General features: G+C 39.7%; 18 protein-coding genes. 9 read left to right on the top strand and 9 right to left on the bottom strand.

Going from position 1 to position 19,502, the window contains the following annotated elements; translation table 11 throughout:
• Window positions 1-20: 20 nt before the first annotated feature.
• Window positions 21-2,576, top strand: coding sequence for an ATP-binding protein (locus EHS11_RS20475; RefSeq protein ID WP_135764043.1), 2,556 nt, complete (start codon window positions 21-23; stop codon window positions 2,574-2,576).
• Window positions 2,566-3,048: a response regulator gene (locus EHS11_RS08905; protein ID WP_135764042.1), complete on the top strand. Its 483-nt coding sequence runs from the start codon at window positions 2,566-2,568 to the stop codon at window positions 3,046-3,048. The genes EHS11_RS20475 and EHS11_RS08905 overlap by 11 nt, the downstream gene beginning before the upstream one ends.
• 102 nt (window positions 3,049-3,150) lie before the next feature.
• Here the strand turns inward: EHS11_RS08905 and recA are convergent, their stop codons facing one another.
• Window positions 3,151-4,305 (bottom strand): recombinase RecA, encoded by a 1,155-nt coding sequence (gene recA, locus EHS11_RS08900; RefSeq protein ID WP_135764041.1) that lies wholly within the window; start codon window positions 4,303-4,305, stop codon window positions 3,151-3,153.
• A 312-nt stretch (window positions 4,306-4,617) separates the two neighbouring features.
• Here recA and xerA point away from each other — a divergent pair, with 312 nt between their 5' ends.
• Together xerA and EHS11_RS08890 are read left to right on the top strand one after the other, a co-directional pair.
• A complete protein-coding gene (xerA, locus tag EHS11_RS08895) occupies window positions 4,618-5,553 on the top strand; it encodes a site-specific tyrosine recombinase/integron integrase (protein ID WP_135764040.1) in 936 nt (311 codons plus the stop codon).
• A 726-nt stretch (window positions 5,554-6,279) separates the two neighbouring features.
• Window positions 6,280-7,566 (top strand): alanine racemase, encoded by a 1,287-nt coding sequence (locus EHS11_RS08890; protein ID WP_135764039.1) that lies wholly within the window; start codon window positions 6,280-6,282, stop codon window positions 7,564-7,566.
• A gap of 31 nt (window positions 7,567-7,597) precedes the next feature.
• On the opposite strand, the gene EHS11_RS08885 is transcribed toward EHS11_RS08890, so the two are convergent.
• The 3 genes from EHS11_RS08885 to EHS11_RS08875 all read right to left on the bottom strand — a co-directional run bounded on the left by EHS11_RS08885 (window position 7,598) and on the right by EHS11_RS08875 (window position 11,549).
• The gene (locus EHS11_RS08885; RefSeq protein WP_135764038.1) at window positions 7,598-9,052 is read right to left on the bottom strand and encodes a lactonase family protein; all 1,455 of its coding nucleotides are present in this window, start codon (window positions 9,050-9,052) and stop codon (window positions 7,598-7,600) included.
• A gap of 212 nt (window positions 9,053-9,264) precedes the next feature.
• Window positions 9,265-10,629: a lactonase family protein gene (locus tag EHS11_RS08880; protein ID WP_167884390.1), complete on the bottom strand. Its 1,365-nt coding sequence runs from the start codon at window positions 10,627-10,629 to the stop codon at window positions 9,265-9,267.
• A 308-nt stretch (window positions 10,630-10,937) separates the two neighbouring features.
• A complete protein-coding gene (locus EHS11_RS08875) occupies window positions 10,938-11,549 on the bottom strand; it encodes a hypothetical protein (protein ID WP_246047722.1) in 612 nt (203 codons plus the stop codon).
• A 276-nt stretch (window positions 11,550-11,825) separates the two neighbouring features.
• Here EHS11_RS08875 and EHS11_RS08870 point away from each other — a divergent pair, with 276 nt between their 5' ends.
• The 5 genes from EHS11_RS08870 to EHS11_RS20470 all read left to right on the top strand — a co-directional run bounded on the left by EHS11_RS08870 (window position 11,826) and on the right by EHS11_RS20470 (window position 16,785).
• On the top strand, window positions 11,826-13,739 hold the full coding sequence (locus tag EHS11_RS08870) for a 7TM diverse intracellular signaling domain-containing protein (RefSeq protein ID WP_135764036.1): 1,914 nt from the start codon (window positions 11,826-11,828) through the stop codon (window positions 13,737-13,739).
• Window positions 13,740-13,755: 16 nt separating this feature from the next.
• Complete coding sequence (locus tag EHS11_RS08865) at window positions 13,756-14,568, top strand: response regulator transcription factor (RefSeq protein WP_135764035.1); 813 nt, start codon at window positions 13,756-13,758, stop codon at window positions 14,566-14,568.
• 153 nt (window positions 14,569-14,721) lie between these two features.
• Entirely contained in the window at window positions 14,722-16,278 is a 1,557-nt protein-coding gene (locus EHS11_RS08860; protein WP_246047720.1) for an NHL repeat-containing protein, read from the top strand.
• Window positions 16,279-16,334: 56 nt separating this feature from the next.
• The gene (locus EHS11_RS20125) at window positions 16,335-16,580 is read left to right on the top strand and encodes a hypothetical protein (protein WP_246047718.1); all 246 of its coding nucleotides are present in this window, start codon (window positions 16,335-16,337) and stop codon (window positions 16,578-16,580) included.
• 37 nt (window positions 16,581-16,617) lie between these two features.
• Window positions 16,618-16,785 carry a hypothetical protein gene (locus EHS11_RS20470; RefSeq protein WP_246047716.1) on the top strand — a complete coding sequence of 56 codons (168 nt, stop codon included), beginning with the start codon at window positions 16,618-16,620 and terminating at the stop codon, window positions 16,783-16,785.
• 238 nt (window positions 16,786-17,023) lie between these two features.
• Here the strand turns inward: EHS11_RS20470 and EHS11_RS08850 are convergent, their stop codons facing one another.
• From EHS11_RS08850 to EHS11_RS08830, 5 genes are all read right to left on the bottom strand, one after another.
• Window positions 17,024-17,422 carry a type II toxin-antitoxin system VapC family toxin gene (locus tag EHS11_RS08850; protein ID WP_135764034.1) on the bottom strand — a complete coding sequence of 133 codons (399 nt, stop codon included), beginning with the start codon at window positions 17,420-17,422 and terminating at the stop codon, window positions 17,024-17,026.
• Entirely contained in the window at window positions 17,406-17,684 is a 279-nt protein-coding gene (locus EHS11_RS08845; protein WP_109022130.1) for a FitA-like ribbon-helix-helix domain-containing protein, read from the bottom strand. Before EHS11_RS08845 ends, EHS11_RS08850 begins: the two co-directional genes overlap by 17 nt.
• A gap of 397 nt (window positions 17,685-18,081) precedes the next feature.
• On the bottom strand, window positions 18,082-18,534 hold the full coding sequence (locus EHS11_RS08840; protein WP_135764033.1) for a VOC family protein: 453 nt from the start codon (window positions 18,532-18,534) through the stop codon (window positions 18,082-18,084).
• 213 nt (window positions 18,535-18,747) lie between these two features.
• Window positions 18,748-19,203 carry a PIN domain-containing protein gene (locus EHS11_RS08835; RefSeq protein WP_135764032.1) on the bottom strand — a complete coding sequence of 152 codons (456 nt, stop codon included), beginning with the start codon at window positions 19,201-19,203 and terminating at the stop codon, window positions 18,748-18,750.
• Window positions 19,193-19,411, bottom strand: a complete 219-nt coding sequence (locus tag EHS11_RS08830) for an antitoxin (RefSeq protein WP_135764031.1) — start codon at window positions 19,409-19,411, stop codon at window positions 19,193-19,195. The genes EHS11_RS08835 and EHS11_RS08830 overlap by 11 nt, the downstream gene beginning before the upstream one ends.
• Window positions 19,412-19,502: the final 91 nt, after the last annotated feature.

Here is a 19,502-nt window from a genome sequence, read left to right as displayed (position 1 = left end):
CCTAACCAAGGAAGGATCTTATGATCTCTGAAATATCTTCTAGTCCGGAATCTTTAAAAATTCGACTCAGTGAGCGAAACAAAAGGATCGAAGAATATCTAAGATTTCTTGATGAAGGTCCGCTGGGAAAAGAAGCCAAATTTAAAGAGTTTCAAACCACATTGGAAAAACTCATTTTTGCCAAGGAAGAGCTGGAAGAAGCTTGGGACGGAACCCCGATTCCTTCCTTTATTCTGGACAAAGATTTAAAGATCCTCAGATGCAACCAAATCGCGGCGCAGCTTTTTCAAAAATCCTTTTTCGAACTGAAAGGGGAGGTTTTCCCTTATTTATTTTGGAAAGATGAAATTTGGCAAGAAGAGGCTTCTGTTCTTTCCCAAACAAAAGGATATTCTTGTTTCCCAGCCATATTGTCCCGACTGCCAGGTTCTTTTCATATCATTTCCAAACCCTTGGAAAAGGAAGAGGTTGAAAAAAGGGTTTTGTATATCATTGATTTGGAAGCACTTCTGCTTCCTTCCAATTTTACTTCCACCCGCGCAACTCCGAATCTCCAAAATACAGATGAGGATAGGCACTTGCTTGCTTTGGAAGGGGGCAAAAACGGTGTTTGGGATTTTTATCTCACCGAAGGAAAAGCATATTTCAGTCCGCAGTATGCCCGCATTTTAGGATTCGATCCTGACAAGTTTCCAAATAACTTTTCTCATTGGGAAACTCTGGTGCATTGGGAAGACAAGGAAAAAACCAGAAGTCTGATTCAGGATTATATCAACGGAACCATAGAGTCCCATGACTTGGAACTCAGAATGTATTCTCTGACTGGAAAAACGGTATGGGTTTGGAGTCGGGGGAAAGTAGTGAAAAGAGATGCAATGGGTTATGCGGAAAGAGTAGTCGGTACCCATTTGGATATTACTGAAAGGAAAAAAGCTGAAATTCGTACGGAAGCGGTTCTTGCATTAAATCAAAAAACACTTGGGCTGGAATCGGAAGAAAGTATTGTTCTTTTGGGAATTCGATATGCAATGCAACTAACAGAGAGTGAGTGGGGCCTCGTTCGAATTCGAAAAAACGAGACTATTGAAAAAGAAATCGGCTTATATACCTATAAAGATGAAACATCATCCGTTTATCTTCCTTTGGAAGCTCCTTTTTCTTTTCCGAAATCATCAAGAATGCTTCAACTGAATTTTCCTTTATCGGATGATGCGGACGTCGAACTTACACTTGCCAACAAAAGAACCGATTTCGAAAGCACCGATCATAAGGAAATACAACTTTTAGGAAGTGAATTGTGTCAGGTTTTGCTTCGCAAACGTACGGAAGCGTTATTGCGTACCAGTGAATGGAATTTACAATCCATCGTAGAATGTTCTCCGAACGGAATTTTAATTTTACAAGATGCAAAAATTTCCTTTTGCAATAGAAGTGCTGAAATCTTTTTAGAAAAGAAAAGATCTGCAATTATCAATGAAGAGATTTCAGATATCATAGGAATCATCTCCGGCGAAGATCCTTACGAGTTGATTCGTCAGATTGCAGACGAAGACCAAGCGGTAATAGGAAGTTTGGTGGAGAAGAAAGTTGTCATTGCAAACGGACGTAAAAAATGGCTTGGTTTTTGGGCGATAGAAATTATCTATAATGGAAAGATCGGATTTTTGGTATATTTGAACGATATGTCAAAAACGAAAGAGACAGAGGGGCAGCTTTTACAAAGTGAAAAACTTGCCACTATTGGACAGTTGGCTGCCGGTGTTGCTCATGAAATCAATAATCCGATGGCGTTTATCCAAAGCAATTTAGATACTTTAAAAAGATATAATAAGAGTTTTGCCAGTGTTTTAAGGTTGATTCGCTCTTCTATCTTTGATGAAAATGCAACGGGGTTAAATCCCGAAATTCTTAATCTTTGGGAGAAGGAAGATTTGGATTTTTTACTGGAAGACACCGAATCTATCTTAGAGGAATCAAAAGACGGGTCGGATCGGGTCATTGAAATCGTAAAAAACATCAAGAGTTTCGCGCATTCGGACAAAGAAGACTGTCTGTCCAGTGCCAATGTAAATGAGTTGATTCGTTCTGCGGTAAATTTGATTTTTAATAAAATCAAATATGAATCCGAGGTCATATTCTCCTTGCAGGAGGAGTTACCTTTTATTTCATGCAGACCTCAAGAATTGGGCCAGGTTCTTATTAATCTCCTTGCTAACGCAGGTCAAGCGATAGAAGAGAAAAAAGAAAAAGGATTATTTCCCGAGGGAATCAAGGAAAGACCGGGAAAAATCGAAATTTCAACAAATATAAAAAAATCGATTTTCCCTAATGGTTCGGATGCGATAGAGATTTCACTCAAGGACAATGGGATTGGAATTCCGGAAGATGCTTTGTCCAGAATATTCGATCCTTTTTTTACTACAAAAGAAATAGGGGTGGGAACAGGACTTGGCCTTTCCATCAGTATGGACATTATTAGAAAACATCAAGGACATATTGATGTAGAAAGTGTTAAGTGTCAGGGAACAACGTTTCATATTTATTTACCAATGACGGAGAGGAAAGATGACAAGTGATATCAATGAAATTTTTGAGGCAGAACTGCAAAAGTACCACCAAGGAAATGTCGGAAGTAAAAATGAAAAAGTGATTAAGATCGTGATGGTGGATGATTTAAAATCCATTTCATCTTCCATGAAAAGAGAATTGATGTTCGTATCAAAAAACACAGAAGGGTATCGATTTAACATTATTGATTTTCAAGATTCTGAAGTAGCATTGAAATTTTTGGAAGCGAACCAACCTGATTTATTGATCTCAGATATTAAAATGCCTTTTTTGACCGGGGATAAACTTGTGGAAGAAGTAAAAAAGTTTTATCCCGATCTACCCATTATTGTTGTTACAGGATATGCTACGAGAGACAACATTCTTTCTGTTTATAAGTCGGATAAAAACAGCATCATTCTTACGAAACCATGGGAACCCAAACGATTGGTTCAAGCTCTTAATAAACTTTTGGAATTGGATCTTATTTGGCCGGAATAAATTACAATCTGATCATTTTATAAAAAAAGACCGGGGCTAACAGATTGTTAGCTCCGGTCAATGGTTCCTAAAAAGAAAGCCGTTAGCACTATAATAGGAAACTTACTCTCCTACTGCAACCTCGTCAAATTTTTCTGTGGAAAAACTGACCGGTTTTGATGGTTTTGTTTCCCTTTCAATGGATTTGACCTCTCTGGTTTGAATTTTTGAGGTTTCCACGACGAGAGGTAGACCATTTAGATCCCGCACCTGGTTTTCTACGGTAAGCGCAATCTCCGGATTTTCCAAGAGATAATTGCGAACTTGTTCCTTTCCTTGGCCGATTTTTTCCGCACCATGGGAATACCAAGACCCGGCCTTGGAAAAAATATCATGTTTTACCGCCAGGTCTACCAAGGCGCTTTCCCGGTTGATTCCGGTGGAATACATAATGTCGAATTCTGCCTGACGGAAAGGAGGTGCGCATTTGTTTTTTACGACTTTGACACGCACCCGGTTTCCAACCGGCTCCTCTTTTTCTTTGAGGGTTTCAATTCTACGAATGTCCAAGCGGATGGACGCGTAAAATTTAAGAGCATTTCCACCTGTAGTTGTCTCGGGGCTACCGAACATAACTCCGATTTTCATTCGGATTTGGTTGATAAAAATAACCATGGTATTGGATTTTGAAATGGTTCCTGTTAGCTTGCGAAGTGCTTGGGACATGAGTCTGGCTTGGAGACCCATATGAGAATCGCCCATATCTCCTTCGATCTCTGCTTTGGGAACAAGTGCTGCTACCGAGTCGATCACAATCAGGTCGATCGCATTGGAACGCACAAGGGATTCACAAATCTCCAATGCTTCCTCTCCGTTATCAGGTTGAGCTACAAGCAGGTCGTCTACATTGACCCCTAATTTTTTGGCATAAGATGGATCTAGTGCGTGTTCTGCGTCGATAAAAGCGGCAATCCCGCCTTTCTTCTGAGTCTGCGCAATGGCGGAAAGAGTAAGAGTCGTCTTTCCCGAAGATTCAGGGCCGTAGATTTCGATGATACGTCCTACAGGGAATCCGCCGATCCCCAGAGCAATGTCCAAGTCAAGGGAACCTGAGGAAATGACGGTAGCTTCCGCCATCCGGTTGTCTGCACCAAGGCGCATAATGGAACCTTTTCCAAATTGTTTTTCAATTTGGCCGACTGCGGCATCAATTGCCTGTTTTCTTTGGTCGGTTTCTTTTTCCGCTGCTTTCTCGGATTTTTCTTTTTTCGTGCTCATTTCAATCTCCTAAATTTCGGTGCTCCGAAAGACCTAGGTTTGCTTTCTTAAGGTTTGGTCCCAAAAAAACTGCCAACAGCCAAATGAATTCTCCCTTGGTTTCTTAGCCAAATGCTCTAGTCCAAGAATTCTAGTCTTTTTCTCTTCCGGTCTGGTTTGATTATGTCAGATTGCCCGGACAAAACGGATGAATCGAAAGTTTTTTTTCGAATTATGTCCTTTTTCTCAAAACCAAAGCTATTTAGGAAGTAAGTACCTGTATAGTAAAAATTTCAGGGGCCTAGTTAAAAAAATCACCGATAAGTGTAAAGTATGGTCACTGCCAATCTAGAAGTCCCGCTCCCGGAACACTCCTCCCCAGAAATGTCGGAATTCTTCAGAAGTTACCGAACTTACTTAAAGATAGAAAAGAACTACTCCGAACACACGTTATTTGCTTATCTCAGAGATCTGAAATTCTTTTTTGAGTTTTGTTTGAAAGAGGAGATCGACTTTCTTTCCATTGATGTTCTTGACGTTCGGGCTTATTTTGCCGACTTAAAAGCGACAAAGAAGCTGGATAAAAGAACACAAAGCCGTAAACTTTCTTCCTTACGCACTTTTTATAAATTTTTATTTCGTGAAGAGAAAATCGGCGCGAACCCCATACTCTCTGTTAGTTTTCCGAAAACAAAAAAGAAACTTCCCAAGAATTTCAACCCGATCGAAACGGAAGAAATCTTAGAATACAATAATAATGAAAAACCAACGGCTCTAGGCAAGAGAGACAAAGCGATCGTGGAAATTCTTTATTCCACGGGCCTTCGGGTTTTCGAGCTCGTAGGTGCCAAGTTAAGTGATCTAAACGAAGAGCTAACAAGTCTTAAGGTGATGGGAAAACGTAAAAAAGAAAGATTTGTATTCATTGGAGATGAGGCACGTGTTGCCCTGCAGGAGTATCTGGAAGAGAGAGGAAATGCGAAAGCGGAAGAAATCTTTCTCAACCAAAGAGGCGGTAAACTTACTACCCGGGGTATCCGTTACATTCTTGCGGAGAGAAGGTCTCTTATGGGTATGGAAAAGCCGATCACTCCCCACAAATTCAGACATACATTCGCAACTGATCTTTTGAATGCAGGTGCCGACATCCGTGCCGTTCAGGAACTGCTCGGGCATTCTTCTCTGTCCTCTACACAAGTGTATTTGAGTGTTTCTCAAGACCGCCTAAAGGAAGTTTATCGAAACGCCCACCCGCACGCTAAGAAGTAAACGTTCGATGCTTCCGGCTCCTGTGCGCGTGACTTCCTGTCACGACGCACGAGCTCGGCCGTCCTGGCCTCGCCACCGCCGGAAGCATCTCACTTGCTTTTTAAGAATAGAATTCCGTTGCCGCGAGGTGTGCTGCACATGTTTGTAAGAATAGATTATTTAGACTTAGTTTTGTATACTTAGAAAGATTGTAGGCTCCTGTGCGCGTGACTTCCTGTCACGACGCACGAGCTCGGCCGTCCTGGCCTCGCCACCGCCGGAAGCATCTCACTTGCTTTTAAGAATAGAATTCCTCCACTGCGAGGTGTGCTGCACATGTTTGTAAGAATAGATTATTTAGACTTAGTTTTGTATACTTAGAAAGATTGTAGGCTCCTGTGCGCGTGACTTCCTGTCACGACGCACGAGCTCGGCCGTCCTGGCCTCGCCACCGCCGGAAGCATCTCACTTGCTTTTAAGAATAGAATTCCTCCACTGCGAGGTGTGCTGCACTTGTTTGTAAGAATAGATTATTTAGACTTAGTTTTGTATATTTAGAAAGATTGTGGGCTCCTGTGCGCGTGACCTCCTACTCAATCAAGTTCCAAAATTAGAATGACTGTATTGAATAAAAGACAAGCTAGAGATGAGCAGTTTTTATTGCGATGGATAAGAAATAGTATTGGATTTCTTCCGGGATCCGGTAGAGTTTTTGTAACTCTACTTTCGGAAAGTGCTGATCAATCAATGTTTCCTCGTAAACCTTTACGTATCCTTTTTTTTGCTTTATTAGCAATCCTAATTATACTTTTTTTGAGACCTGTGAACGAAGGGTCTCCTTACTCCGAGTATTTCTCAAAATTAAACCGGGAACTGAAAGAGAATGGGACCGGCAAACCGGTGGTAATCTTGGATTTGGACCGATTGGACCAAAATCTAACGACTCTTTCCAAAAACCTACCGCCTCCTTTAAGCTATAGAATCGTTGTTAAGTCCCTTCCTTCATTGGATCTGCTTCGGTATATTATAAAATTCACTCATTCGAAAAGACTGATGGTATTTCATTCCGGTGACCTTGTGATGTTACTGGAGCATCCTGAATTTTCGCCCTTTGATATACTTTTGGGAAAACCGATGCCCATCCGTGCACTGGAAGATGTATATAGAAAAACAAATCCGGTTCAATTCCAAAAGATTCATTGGTTGGTGGATACGGAAACAAGGCTCTTTCAATATTTGGATTTCGCAAAAAAGAAAAATCTAAACTTAAGTATCGTATTGGAAATCGATATAGGACTTCATCGAGGAGGTTTCTCAAATACGGAAATATCCGGAATTGCATTGGATTTTATCTATAAAAACCAAGATCATCTCAAGTTTGGCGGCTTTATGGGTTATGAACCACATGTGGCTTCCGTTCCGAACATTTTCGGCGATAAAAATGATGCTGTTGAAAAAGCCTTACAATCCTCCCTTTCCATCTATGAAGGATTTATCTTGGAAGGAAAAAAATCATTCCCGTCTCTTTTTGAAAAAGAACTTATATTGAATGGAGGAGGAAGTAAGACATACAGATTTTATCAAAAAGAAAATCGGATTGTAAACGATGTCTCCGTTGGTTCCGCGTTGGTAATGCCAACTGACTTCGACGTGAGCACACTAAAAGAACACAAGCCGGCATTATTCATCGCAGCACCGGTATTAAAGAGACTGGAAGGTACAACCATTCCGTTTTTAGAAAAACTTTCGTTTTTGTTCCCGATATGGAACCCGAATCTACAAGTAACTTATTTCACATACGGTGGATCTTATTCGGCAAAAAAGGAATCTCCGCAAGGGCTCTTCGACAATAGTTTGTTTGGTGCTAGTACTAACCAGGGAATTTTGAATGGAAGTAGACTTACTGATCTTTATCCGGATGATTATGTTTTCTTTCGTCCTACGCAAAGTGAGAAGGTAATGGCGGAAATGGGCGAAGTAACACTTATTCGGAATGGCAAAATATTCGGATACTGGAAATGTTTCATTAATTAAGTGCGAAAGTGTTCGCTTAGTTAACCTTGATTTAATTCCCCTTAACATAGATCAGCTGTTGTGTCCCGCTACTGGCTGCAGTTGCATATATAGAGGGAGTTCCTATGACACCGTTACTCGAAATGGAATAGACGCCGACATCACCTGTGATCGTACAAATTGCATACAAAATAGTCCCATCTGCATTGATTTGAAGATTTGTGCCGATGTTACTCGAAGTACTGCAAGAATTCGGTGCAGGCAAACTATTTACCAGTGTCCCGATGAGTCCGGTCGTAGAACTCAGATTATAAGAAAAGATATTCGAATTTCCATATACGAAAATATAATTTCCGTTAGGGTGAAGAATCAATGATTTCGGACCGAGGTAATGTGTTGGAGTCTCAGGTGCTATGTTGAACGGTGATAGGGAAGTAAGGGCAGTAGATGTAACGGACATTTGTTTGATGTCTCCTCCGGATTTACTGCCGGGAACATCCCCGCCGTCAGCGCAATAGAGGTAATTGCCGTTATGGGAATAGGAACAACAATTCGAGCAAGCTTCCGGAAAAAAGGGAGTTGCAGTGATATTTGTACCATTCGCCACGCCTCCTCCAAGAGCGCCGGTAGTTGTGTTTGCAATTGGAAAATAACCTTGAGCTTGACCGCATCCCGTATTGAAAGTCCATACATTGTTTGAGGCGGGATGAACCGGTCCTACAACCAAATAACAACCGCTACCGTAACTTGTTTCGGCGGAAAGCAGCCCATCGGTATCGATCTGAATCTTTGAAAAGAAATTAGAACTGGAATGTGCATAAAAAAACTTTCCGGAAGGTTCGAAGTATTGACTTCCGCCATCCAACGCGTTTGTCAAAGTCAGTGAATTTGAGGAAGTGATCGTTCCGTCAGGATTTCGCAAATATGATTTTACATCACTCCCCCCGCCGATCACAATATGTTTTCCATTCCAAAGCATGAATCCGGCACTTATCCCCGTGCTGTATGTATTCAAAAGAGAAAGGGACCCGTTTGAACTTACAGTCATGGCACGAATGATTTGGGCCTGTGTATTTAAGACATAGAGTGTAGTAATTGTTTCACAAATAATGGAAACCGAACTTACATTTCCATTCATCGTACCTGTGTTATTTGATATAGTACATACATTTCCTGAAGGCTGATTCGTTATACTAATGTTATACGTTGATTCGGGATTGATCTTATTTGTAAATTGAAAAGCACTGGCACCGGACGAAACAGTCAACGATTCCGGGCTTGCGGTTCCGCTAGATAGCACAAGCCCAGAATGGGTTAGTCCGGAGATGCTGCCACCTAATGCAAAGCTATCCGAGCCGATTTCTGTTCCGCCGAGAGCTAAAAATAGGAATGGGTTGATTGATTTGTCTGTTTCGGGAAAAATATATTCTATAAAGAGCGGGTTCAATAGACAGGAATTGAAAAAGATAATGCTATTTAAGAGACAAAGACAAAAAATCTTTCGCATGGTCTTTTAAATACTATGAATCCACTTCTAAATTCAATAAATTATTGATTCATTTTATTGTATTTTATATTTTATTTTAGATATTTCCCTGCCCGCGTTAGGGATCTGCAGGGCTTGGTCCGAAGGACGGGAGCGTAAGCGCACCCCGGAAGAGCCCGACCCTTAATAAAAACAAATACTGAATCCTGATTCCATCGGGAACGCACGGGAGTTTAAGGATTCGTTCCCATCGTAATGATAGCGGTAGGACCTGTACCAGCTCCGATGGGCGTGCCGGTAGTTAGGCCGCCGGTTTCCTGGGAGATTGTAAAGACGGAGATGTTATCGGAGGAAAAATTCGCAGTATAAACAAATCGTCCCGAAGTATCGACCGTAATTGCGGTCGGAGTTAGCCCTGCAGTCGTCTGTGGCTCGGCGGTCAGACTTCCATTCGTCTGGTTCACTTTGAAAATAGATATATTGTTTGAATCTTCATTCGCAACGTAAACATATCTACCTTTCGGATCCGCGTTCAGTGAAAGAGGGAAAAGTCCGGTCGCTGCGGTAAGAGGAGTCCCTGCTTGGAGGAGTCCGGTACTCGCATCAATTTTGTAATTGTTTACCGTTTTGTCGGTTTCATTTAACACATAGAGTGTTTTTCCATTGCCCAATATATCGATGGACCTCGGTTTAATACCGGAGCTTATGGTCGGTGGTTCGGTAGCGCTGAGTAACCCCGCCTGTTCGCTGATCTTGAATATTGCGACTGCGGCCGCACCGTATAAGGACACATAAAGAAATTTTCCAATCGGATCAATCGCAACGGAACTAGTGCCTCCGGTTAATACAATCGAACCAATATTTGTTATTGCACCGGTTAGTTGGTTAACCGAAAAAGTTTGTACATTGAGACTTGTGCAAACGTAAAGATAATTTCCTGAAGGATGGTAAACGAGAGCAATCGCTTCGTTAAGTCCTACAGGCTCGGTAAATTGGAGAGTGATATCTCCATTGGTTTGATTCACTGAAAAAATATTAACATTCTGCGAACTCCGATTTGCAACCGCTAGGAATCGGTTGTCAGGGGTGAAGGAAAGCGAATTGGGCCCACCTCCCGCTGTCCTGGTAAAGAGATTCGTTAACGCGCCTGATGTGGGATTGATCGAATAAACACTGATATTTCCTCCTGTGTAATTGCCTGCATAAGCAAATTTGGGAATATACAAAACTTTAATACCCAAGATGGTTTTTGTTTCTTTCGTGCCATGATAAGCAGTGATCGTATAATGTTTTGTTATTTGGCCGGAAACAGGGGTTCCCCCAAGCGCACATGTTATACTATCAAATATGAGTCCTGTTGGTAAACTTGGAGTGATTTCACATCTTGTGATCGACTTTGACGCGGTAGGCAGAATTTCATTTACGGTTTCATTTTGGGTTAAAGCTAAAAAATCATTTTCGTATTTTATTTCAAATAAGCTTTCACTGGATGAAGCCGAAATGTTGGAACAGGCATAAGACGGGTCTCCTTGGGATGCTTTTAAAAAGAGAGAAAGTAGGAAACCTTTGCTTTCCGGATCACAGGCACCATTTAGCATAGGTGGTTTGCAGTTCAGAAGTGAATTTATAAAAAATAAGATCGATATAGAGCTAACGAATATTTGTTTATAAATATGACTTCGATTTTTATCAAATGAAATAATGAAATCATGTTTGTTTTTTCTTATCATGGCGGATTCGGATCTCGGTTTTTATAAACCATAAGAATATTCGAAATCTTTACTTTTGTCGTCCTGGGACGGGAATTCGGAGGGTTGGGTTATGATATTTTTTGTTTTTCAACTAACGAAGACTGGCGAACCCGTCAAAAACGCTACAAAATCGGCACTTTTGACGGGTTATAAACTTAGAGTCCTTTTGTGCAACGAGCTCGAAAGGAGATCGTATTTGTCGCAGGTGTGATTGTTCCAAATATTTTATCAACAGCACATTTTTTTACCTGGATGTCATAAATGGTAGCGGAGTTTTCAAGGATCTTTGTTTCGCAAGTGCTGACCGGATCATAACCGCCGCCTCCTGGCATATCGACATTCAATATAAATGTTCCGAGAGCTGCTAGAGAAACACCTGTACTTTTTGTAAAATCAACCCTATGTAAATAAAACGAGGGTAAAACAAGATCATTGCCTGAGATTGCTACGTCATCATTCCCGTTTACATTCAAATTGCCTTTACAAATTCCCAGTATTTTTACATACTTTGTTTCCCCGACTGTCATTTCCACAGTATTGATTGCCGGTTGCGGTAGATTTTCTTCAGTCGGAGCAGAAGCAGTACTACTTGTTGGCTGAGTGGATTGAGTCAACAAAATGGCAGAGTATAACTCTTGCGAGCTACTATCTTTTTTATCATAACTACCATCATTGCAGCTCAGCAATAACGGTAACAATAAGCATGCTCCCAGAATCGAAAAATACCTTTTTGGCATTTTATTTTCCTTTAAGAAAGAAGTCTTCAATTGATTCTCCTTCTGACGGAACTTACTCCATCAAATTTATCAAGTTATACTGATGATAGCTTTGAAAATAAATGTTGTCGTCCTGGGACTGGAATCGGGAGAAATAAATTTTTTACGATCATTGCGAAAAATGTTAGGCGTGAATGATCGTCCGTGGTATCGCCACATTTTCGAATTCATTTTATTTCGATGGCAAAGATAAATTTTCAATATACGGTGAAATTAATGTTCCAGAGAAAAGTTGAAGATCATTTCATTGGATTTTAAGATTTAAACATGTATATCTGTGGTAACAAACTTTATCTTCTTCTCATTTTTGCCCTGATATTTTTCGGTATATCTTGTTCCAACGGACAAGATATACCTGATACGACGGCTGAAAACGGCCTTTTCCTTTTGAACGAACATTCTTCCGATGAACATTCGTTAGTCAAACTTGACGGGGAATGGGAATTTTATTATGAAAAATTTTATACCGAAGACGATTTTGCGAAGGATTCGTCACCTAACAAATATTATTTTAATTTGCCTGGGTTTTGGAATGATAAAATGATCGATGGGACTAAACTGAAGGGCACGGGTTTTGCGACTTATCGATTGATTGTAAGATTACCTGACAAACTTCGAAACAGGTCGCTCGGATTGTATGTACCTCATGCCTTCACTGCATACCATATGTACATAAATGGAAAATTAGAACTGCAAAACGGAACCCCGGGCAAAAACGCATGGGAGACAAAGGAGTTTTGGCTTCCATCGGCTGTTTTTTTTACCACTCCGGATCCGGAAATAGAAATCATTATCCATGTTTCCAATTTCAAATCTTTGCATGGAGGATTTCGTCAAAGTATCGAACTGGGAACTGCTGAAGATGTTTTGAATACCAAACAGATGCGTTTGGTCATGGATCTTGTATTAGTTGGCGGTCTCTTTGTGATCTCTCTACTTCATCTGTGCATTTATTTGATAAGGCCTGAGGATAAGAGTATTTTGTATTTTTCCATTTATGCTTTTTTGGGAGTGCTTTATAAAGTCACTAGCGGTGAATATTTTCTGGTGATGCTATTCCCTGAGATCAACTGGGGATGGTTGGTTAAAATATTTTTACTCTCCGTGTATTTGACTTTTCCCGTTCTTCTTAGCTTTGTAAAAAAGATGTTTCCGGAAGAGACTCCGGGATGGATCGCCCGGACAATGCAATGTCTTTTTGCGATTCCTGTTGTTTTCGTAGTATTTTCCGAATCATCCTGGCTTGAATATTCACTGATTCCCGGCGAAGTTTTGGTTATGTTGTGTTGTTTATTCGTTTTGTATATATTTGTCCGTGCGGTGATTCGGAAAAAAGAAAGTGCGATCGGATTTCTTGCCGGCTTCTTGATCTTCGTGATCGCAATCATTAATGATATACTTTTTGAGAAAAACATCATAAGGACGGAAGTATATTCACCAATCGGATCTTTTGTGATGTTTTTTTCGCAGGCGTTTTTCCTTTCAAAGAAATTTACAAACGTACTTTTTACGGTGGAAAAACAAAATATCGAATTGGAACAATCGGTAGTAATCAAAGAAAAATTATTTTTTACTAATATCCAATCCAAGAGGATGGAATTGGAACTTTTGAAAAAAACGATCCAACCTCATTTTTTGATGAATTCACTTTCTGCCATTCGGTATTGGGTTATGGAAAACCCCGAAAGATCTACGGATATCCTGGACGCCCTTGCGGGAGAATTGCGTATCATTCAGAATGTTGCAAACAAAAAACAGATTTCCATCATTGAGGAATTTAAGCTTTGTGAATGCCATGTTGCTGTCATGGGAATGCGTATGGAAAAGACGTATCGGTTGAAGTTAAGGGGCTTTGTCGGTGATGAAACCGTGCCTCCTCTCGTATTTCACACTCTTCTTGAAAATGCATTTACACATGATGATTCGGAAAAAGCGAAACTTTCATTCTGTATTTGGAAAAAAAAGAATGCAAAGAGTGATAAAAACCCGGAACATTATTGTTTTATTGTACACAATCATAGTAGGAATTCTAGGACAAGTGTTACAAAAAACGGATCCGGAACCGGTATGGAATATATTCGTTTGCGTTTGGAAGAGTCTTATCCTGGAAATTGGAAATTAGAACACGGTAAATCGAAAACGGGTTATCGCGTCTTAATCACAATCAAGACCGAAGATTAGAGCAAAAAAATATACAATGAATATCCTAATCGTTGAAGACGAACCAATCCATGCAAGGTATCTTAGAAGGCTTCTGGAAAAGGTGTTAGGCAATGACATCGAAGCGATATTCCATGAGGCATCGCTAGTTCAATCCGAAAATTATTTGAAAGAAAGTCAAATTGACCTTTTGTTTTTGGATCTTAATCTGTTTGGTGAAAACGGATTCGATTTACTTAATACTGTTCCGACTACGAATATTTTTACAATTGTGGTTTCGGGAAATACTGATCAGGCGTTATCCGCATTTGAATATGGTGTGATTGATTTTATAGCAAAGCCTGTTTCGGAAGATCGTCTACGTTTGGCTTTGGAAAGATATGATTCCTTCCGCCGTATTTATAATCCGAAATCGGATAAGAAACTTATTCATAATATAAGGATTAAAGAAAATTCAAGATTAGAAACAGGTCAATATACAAAGACCCGTTTGTTGCAAGTAGATCTGGAAGATTTGCAAACTCGTCTGAACCATCTGATGGACGTGAAAAAAATTTACCTTGATGAGGATCTTTCTTTGGAAGTTTTGGCAGAGCAACTGGATTTGCATCCTAGGCAACTTTCAGAGTTTTTAAACGGAAGAATGAATATTACTTTCAATTCGTACGTTCATAAATATAGAATCAATGAGGCTAAAAAAACTCTCCTTGAATTTCCGGAAAAAAATGTGAGCGATGTGGGATTTCATGTCGGTTACAAATCACTCTCAAGTTTTTACGAAGCATTCAAAAAGGAGACCGGAATGACTGCATCGGAGCTTCGCGCAAACGAAGTGGTTCGGTGCAGGTGACCAAACGAATTCTCATCACCAGTCATTTTACAGTTGAAAAAACAGTGTCATATTACTCTCTTTTTCATTAAAATGGTCTACATGGATCTTCATTTTAAATTTCAGGCAGGCTAAATTAGTGTTTGAATCGGGACCGGTGGGAATAGTTAAAAATTGATTCTGAAATCGAAAACATACTTTTGTCTGATCGCCTGGTCGATCGTTCCCTGTTTGAGTAATTGTTCCCATTTCGAATGGGGGAATCCATGTGATCCCAAGAGCAAAGCATATCTGGAATCCTTATTTTTAAAAGGAATCATCGGGGACGGCTCACCATATTGCGGCAATGGCATAGGCACTCCAACCGCTCTTACCGTGGTAGGCGGATTCAGCCAAACAACGATTTCCTGGCAAAATGTTCCGGGAGCATCCTCCTACAAAATTTATTGGAAAACGTCCCCAGGTGTAACAAAGTCCGACTCCTCGATCGGAAGTGCCTCCAGTCCCTATTTGCACTCCGGGCTCGAAGGTGGTTTATCGGTTTATTATAGAGTGGCTTCCATCGGTGGTCTCATGGAAGGTGCTCTTTCGGAAGAGGTAAGTGCTGTAACTGGTGTTATTTTTTCTAATTTTCAAAATGCTGACATAGTGATCGGTCAACCGGACTTTGCAACTAGGACGAATACTCCGGCAACGAGAGAACGTTTGAACCAGCCGGGACCGGTTACAATCAGCGGAAACAAACTATATATATCCGATTCCAGAAATCATCGCATTTTGGGTTATCATCAGATTCCTGCAACGAATGGTGTTACGGCAGATTTTGTGATCGGCCAGCCGGATTTTATTTCTTCCGGTTTGGTGAACCCTCCGACAGCAACCTCTTTTTCTTCCCTGTGGAGTGTCGCATCGTCTAACGAGAAACTATTTGCTGCAGATGTATCCAACAATCGGCTCTTGATCTATAACTCTTTACCTGCCACTACAAATGTCAGCGCTGATGTTGTACTTGGCGTTTCAAATTTTACAACGATAGGTAATACAGCATGTTCCAATTCGGATTTATTCGGTAGCGAGGGAGTGTCCGTTGCCAATGGTAAATTATTTGTTTCCGACGAAACTCACCATAGGATTTTGATTTGGAATACAATCCCTACTTCCCATTATACCCCGGCTGACATTGTACTCGGCCAAGCTGATTTTACTTCCTGCACTGCCAATCGAGGAGGTCCCACGCCTACGGCCAGTACCCTATCCACACCGGGAGGGGTTTGGAGCGACGGAACCAGGCTATTTGTTGCGGATTCAAATAATGCCCGAGTGTTGATTTGGAATACCATTCCGACGACAAACGGACAACCGGCGGATTTGGTTTTAGGTCAAACTTCGATGGAGAGTGCAGTCTCTGCTGCAACGAGCAGTAATTTTCTTATCGGCGGTGTCTATAATGTATTTTCTAACGGAACTCAGTTGATTGTAGGTGACGGGTACAACCATCGGGTTTTGATTTGGGATTCCTTACCGACTGTGAACGGCCAAAGTGCGGATAAAGTTTTAGGTCAAAGTAATTTTACAAACAATGCCGGCAATGACGATACGCAAATCGGGGTTGCCGGAGCGAGTCCCACAGCAAGGACGTTAGCTTATCCTTACGGTGTATACATGGTCGGCAATCAGTTGTTAGTTAGTGATCATGATAATAGTCGCATTCTCATATTCAAAGGAAAATGATTTCTAAATTTTAAGAAATCAGTTCGGTTAAATCATTCGGACTGTGATCTGTTCTTTTGTTTCTTTACTCTATTAGGTGGAGAAGACCATCCAATGAAGAATATTCTGAAATTGTAAATCAACTTCTCGGCTTTTTGAAAATCAACTCTGTCGATATTTTTTCACATGATTTGGGAGTAAGTGTGATTCAGAAATTATTGGCTCGGGAGCCGGAAAACAAAAACGGTTTTCAAATCCGATCGTTTGCATTTATGAAAAGAGAAAATAAAACTAAATACGCACTTCTGGGAATTTTATCCTAATCTCACCAAACTTGTAGAAGACGGTCTGATCCGCGAATTGGAAAAAACGGAAAGTTCCGGAAAAAAGAAAAAAGTTTTTAAAATCACACGAGCCGGATTGAACGAGTTCAAACGATGGATGGAGTCTTCGGTGATTTCCTCCAACGAACCAAATGAAATGTTATTCAAGTTTTTTTCGGAAGGCATACGCATCCTGAAAAATTAATGCAACAATATGATGCGAAATCGAAAAAGAATATAGAAGATCAGGGCTTTTATCGGATTTCAAAAAGGAACTAAGCACTGTTTGGCTGGAGCACCCTGATTATGAATATTGGACTTTGGCTTTGGAGTATGCGGAAAAACAATCCGATTTGAATTTGGAAAAAGCAGTTCTTGCTGCATCGCTCTTAAGCATAGCGGTAAGCCGCAGTTATACGAAGTATTTTTTGTAATTAAGTAAATTATTTACTCCAATTTTCTATTCTTAAGCCTGGAATTATAGAGAAATGTTTTTCATTGTTGGTAACTAATGTATAATTTAAAAATAATGCAGTTGAACCGATTAGCAGATCAAAATCGTCGATTGTATTTCCTTTCCTTTGTGTCACAGCTTTAACTTCTCCGAAAGTTTCAACTATTCCCTTTGTTAATTCAATTACAGGAAATAGTTCCCCAATTCTGTATACGGTAGCTAAATTCTTTTCTCTACTTTTGGATTTCTTAGCACCGAATATCAATTCTCCATATGTAATTACAGAAATAGATTTTGAAATATTCTTTTTATTCATTAGGTTTTGTTGAACCTTTTCATTTCCTTTCAAGCTATAGATAATAATATCAGTATCAATCAAATAACTCATTAGTAATCCTTGATCGATTATTTTTGGATCTAGAAGATTTAAGATCAGAAATTATTTCTTTAGCGCTTTTATCATCATGCCAAGAATTAGCTAGTTTAAGAAACTCAAGAGTTTGTAATTCAGTTTCTAAATTATCTCGTTTGAGATGACTTTCAATGATCATAACAACTTCCTGACTGACAGATCGATGTTCTAATTCCGCTCTTCTTTTTAAAGATTCATAGAGCCTATTATCAATATCTCGGACTTGTAGGTTTGCCATATTTTTTAATACTTAGATTTAATATGGGTCTATTTCATGAGTCTGCAAGCATTTTTCATGCAATTTTTGCAAAAATAATTTTAAAAATAAGGCATTGTTAGCCGATGGTTGCAGTTTTAAGATTAGATTCTTAAAACCTGTTTCTATGCTTTCTTTAGTTTTTCCGGTAATGCGTTGTTTAAAAAAATTGAAGTAATAAGATAACGGCTTGCGCTAGCAAAAGCCAATTCGAAAAACATATTTTCATCTTCAAAATTTGGTCTCATGAGATAACTTATGGAAAATGGCGTGGCGATATGAGAAATAAAATTAAGAAAAGGATTGATTTCTATTTTTATTTATACTCCAGCAATGTATATTTCAGTGAAGGCTTTTTATAATTATAAAATGTCAATACTTATTTGTTATCGAGTTGTTCCGCCAAACCGATTAAAAGTCCTTCGGTTCCGCGAATATAACAGAGCCGATACGAGTTCTCGTACTGAACCACTTCGCCAACGAGCCTAGCACCATACTTAGTGAGTCTGGATACCATTTCGTCAATGTCTTCAACGGTGAACATGACGCGTAGATAACCGAGAGCGTTTACAGGAGCAGTCCGGTGATCTGAAATAGTAGGTGGGGTGATAAATTGCGAGAGTTCAAGTCTGCTGTGGCCATCTGGGGTAATCATGATAGCAATCTCTACGCACTGAGAACCCAGTCCGGTTACGCGACCAGCCCATTCACCTTCTATGGTGGCCCGCCCTTCGAGCTTCAAGCCAATCTCCTCAAAGAAAGAGATTGCGTCATCAAGGGATTTTACAACGATGCCGACATTGTCCATTCTTAGTAATTTGTTTTTTGCCATAGTTTTTATCTCCCTATGTCTACAAATTTTTTACATTATAATTATTCTATTAGAAAACTTCAAATTCCTTCCAAACAATTAACGCCTTGTCACAGTTCATGATAACAAAGAAAAAGTCAAAGTATAGGAAAATGTGGCTTTAGCCCGAGCAAGGGTGAGCGAAAGCGAATCCCGAAGCGTATCGTTAAGTCGTAGTTATGTGACGTTTGTGCTTTATAGAAGAGTGCTTAAGATTTTTTGATTATTTTTGTTGAAAGGATTAAGGATTTTCAGCTTATTTATCTTCGTACCATCATTAAAATCTTCAGATAATAAGTAATCACAGTCAAGTTCCAAAGCGGCTAAAGCTATCAGAGAATCATAGTAAGATAATTTATTCTTTTCTGTTAACTTAAGAGCATTTTTATAAAAATCAATGTTTGGGAAAAAAGAACACATCGGATCAAGAATTTTTTCAATTAGACTTGAAATATCCCGTTCTTTCATTGGCGGTTGACCTTTTGTAAGCATAACATTGCTAAACTCTTGGATAACTTGGTAACTAATGAGAAACCTATCAGATTTAAAAGAAGCTTTTATGATATTAGAAGAGATTTCTTTTTTTTCTAAGTCCTTAGCAGAGAAGAAGTAAATAAAGACATTTGTATCAATGAATACCTTACCTTTCATTTGCTTCTTCACGTGAAACTTTTCTATTGATCTTTACATATTCAAATTTTTTTAAATAGGAATCTAAATCGAAGTCTTTAGGTTCGGACTCAGAATAAGCCCGAAGCCAGTCATTAAATATGTCATTTAAAGACCTTTTTTGCTTACTTGCTTTTAAACGAGCTTTTTCAATGGCTCTTTCATCCGCTCTAAAAGTAATACTCTTCATAGGTATTATTTTACACGAATTTCGTGCAATTTGTCAAACTAAAAATTATACATTTTTGAAGCAGTTTCTGGAAAGAGAATTAATTTAAGCG

This window comes from Leptospira ilyithenensis (genome assembly GCF_004771005.1).
GTDB lineage: Bacteria > Spirochaetota > Leptospiria > Leptospirales > Leptospiraceae > Leptospira_A > Leptospira_A ilyithenensis.
This window is presented reverse-complemented; position numbering and strand designations above follow the sequence as displayed.

Excerpts from the sequence above, each read along its gene's own strand:
- EHS11_RS20475 (WP_135764043.1), top strand. The coding sequence starts at position 21 with ATGATCTCTGAAATATCTTCTAGTCCGGAATCTTTAAAAATTCGACTC.
- EHS11_RS08905 (WP_135764042.1), top strand. The coding sequence starts at position 2,566 with ATGACAAGTGATATCAATGAAATTTTTGAGGCAGAACTGCAAAAGTAC.
- recA (WP_135764041.1), bottom strand. The coding sequence starts at position 4,305 with ATGAGCACGAAAAAAGAAAAATCCGAGAAAGCAGCGGAAAAAGAAACC.
- xerA (WP_135764040.1), top strand. The coding sequence starts at position 4,618 with ATGGTCACTGCCAATCTAGAAGTCCCGCTCCCGGAACACTCCTCCCCA.
- EHS11_RS08890 (WP_135764039.1), top strand. The coding sequence starts at position 6,280 with ATGTTTCCTCGTAAACCTTTACGTATCCTTTTTTTTGCTTTATTAGCA.
- EHS11_RS08885 (WP_135764038.1), bottom strand. The coding sequence starts at position 9,052 with ATGCGAAAGATTTTTTGTCTTTGTCTCTTAAATAGCATTATCTTTTTC.
- EHS11_RS08880 (WP_167884390.1), bottom strand. The coding sequence starts at position 10,629 with ATGCTAAATGGTGCCTGTGATCCGGAAAGCAAAGGTTTCCTACTTTCT.
- EHS11_RS08870 (WP_135764036.1), top strand. The coding sequence starts at position 11,826 with ATGTATATCTGTGGTAACAAACTTTATCTTCTTCTCATTTTTGCCCTG.
- EHS11_RS08865 (WP_135764035.1), top strand. The coding sequence starts at position 13,756 with ATGAATATCCTAATCGTTGAAGACGAACCAATCCATGCAAGGTATCTT.
- EHS11_RS08850 (WP_135764034.1), bottom strand. The coding sequence starts at position 17,422 with ATGAGTTATTTGATTGATACTGATATTATTATCTATAGCTTGAAAGGA.
- EHS11_RS08845 (WP_109022130.1), bottom strand. The coding sequence starts at position 17,684 with ATGGCAAACCTACAAGTCCGAGATATTGATAATAGGCTCTATGAATCT.
- EHS11_RS08840 (WP_135764033.1), bottom strand. The coding sequence starts at position 18,534 with ATGGCAAAAAACAAATTACTAAGAATGGACAATGTCGGCATCGTTGTA.
- EHS11_RS08835 (WP_135764032.1), bottom strand. The coding sequence starts at position 19,203 with ATGAAAGGTAAGGTATTCATTGATACAAATGTCTTTATTTACTTCTTC.
- EHS11_RS08830 (WP_135764031.1), bottom strand. The coding sequence starts at position 19,411 with ATGAAGAGTATTACTTTTAGAGCGGATGAAAGAGCCATTGAAAAAGCT.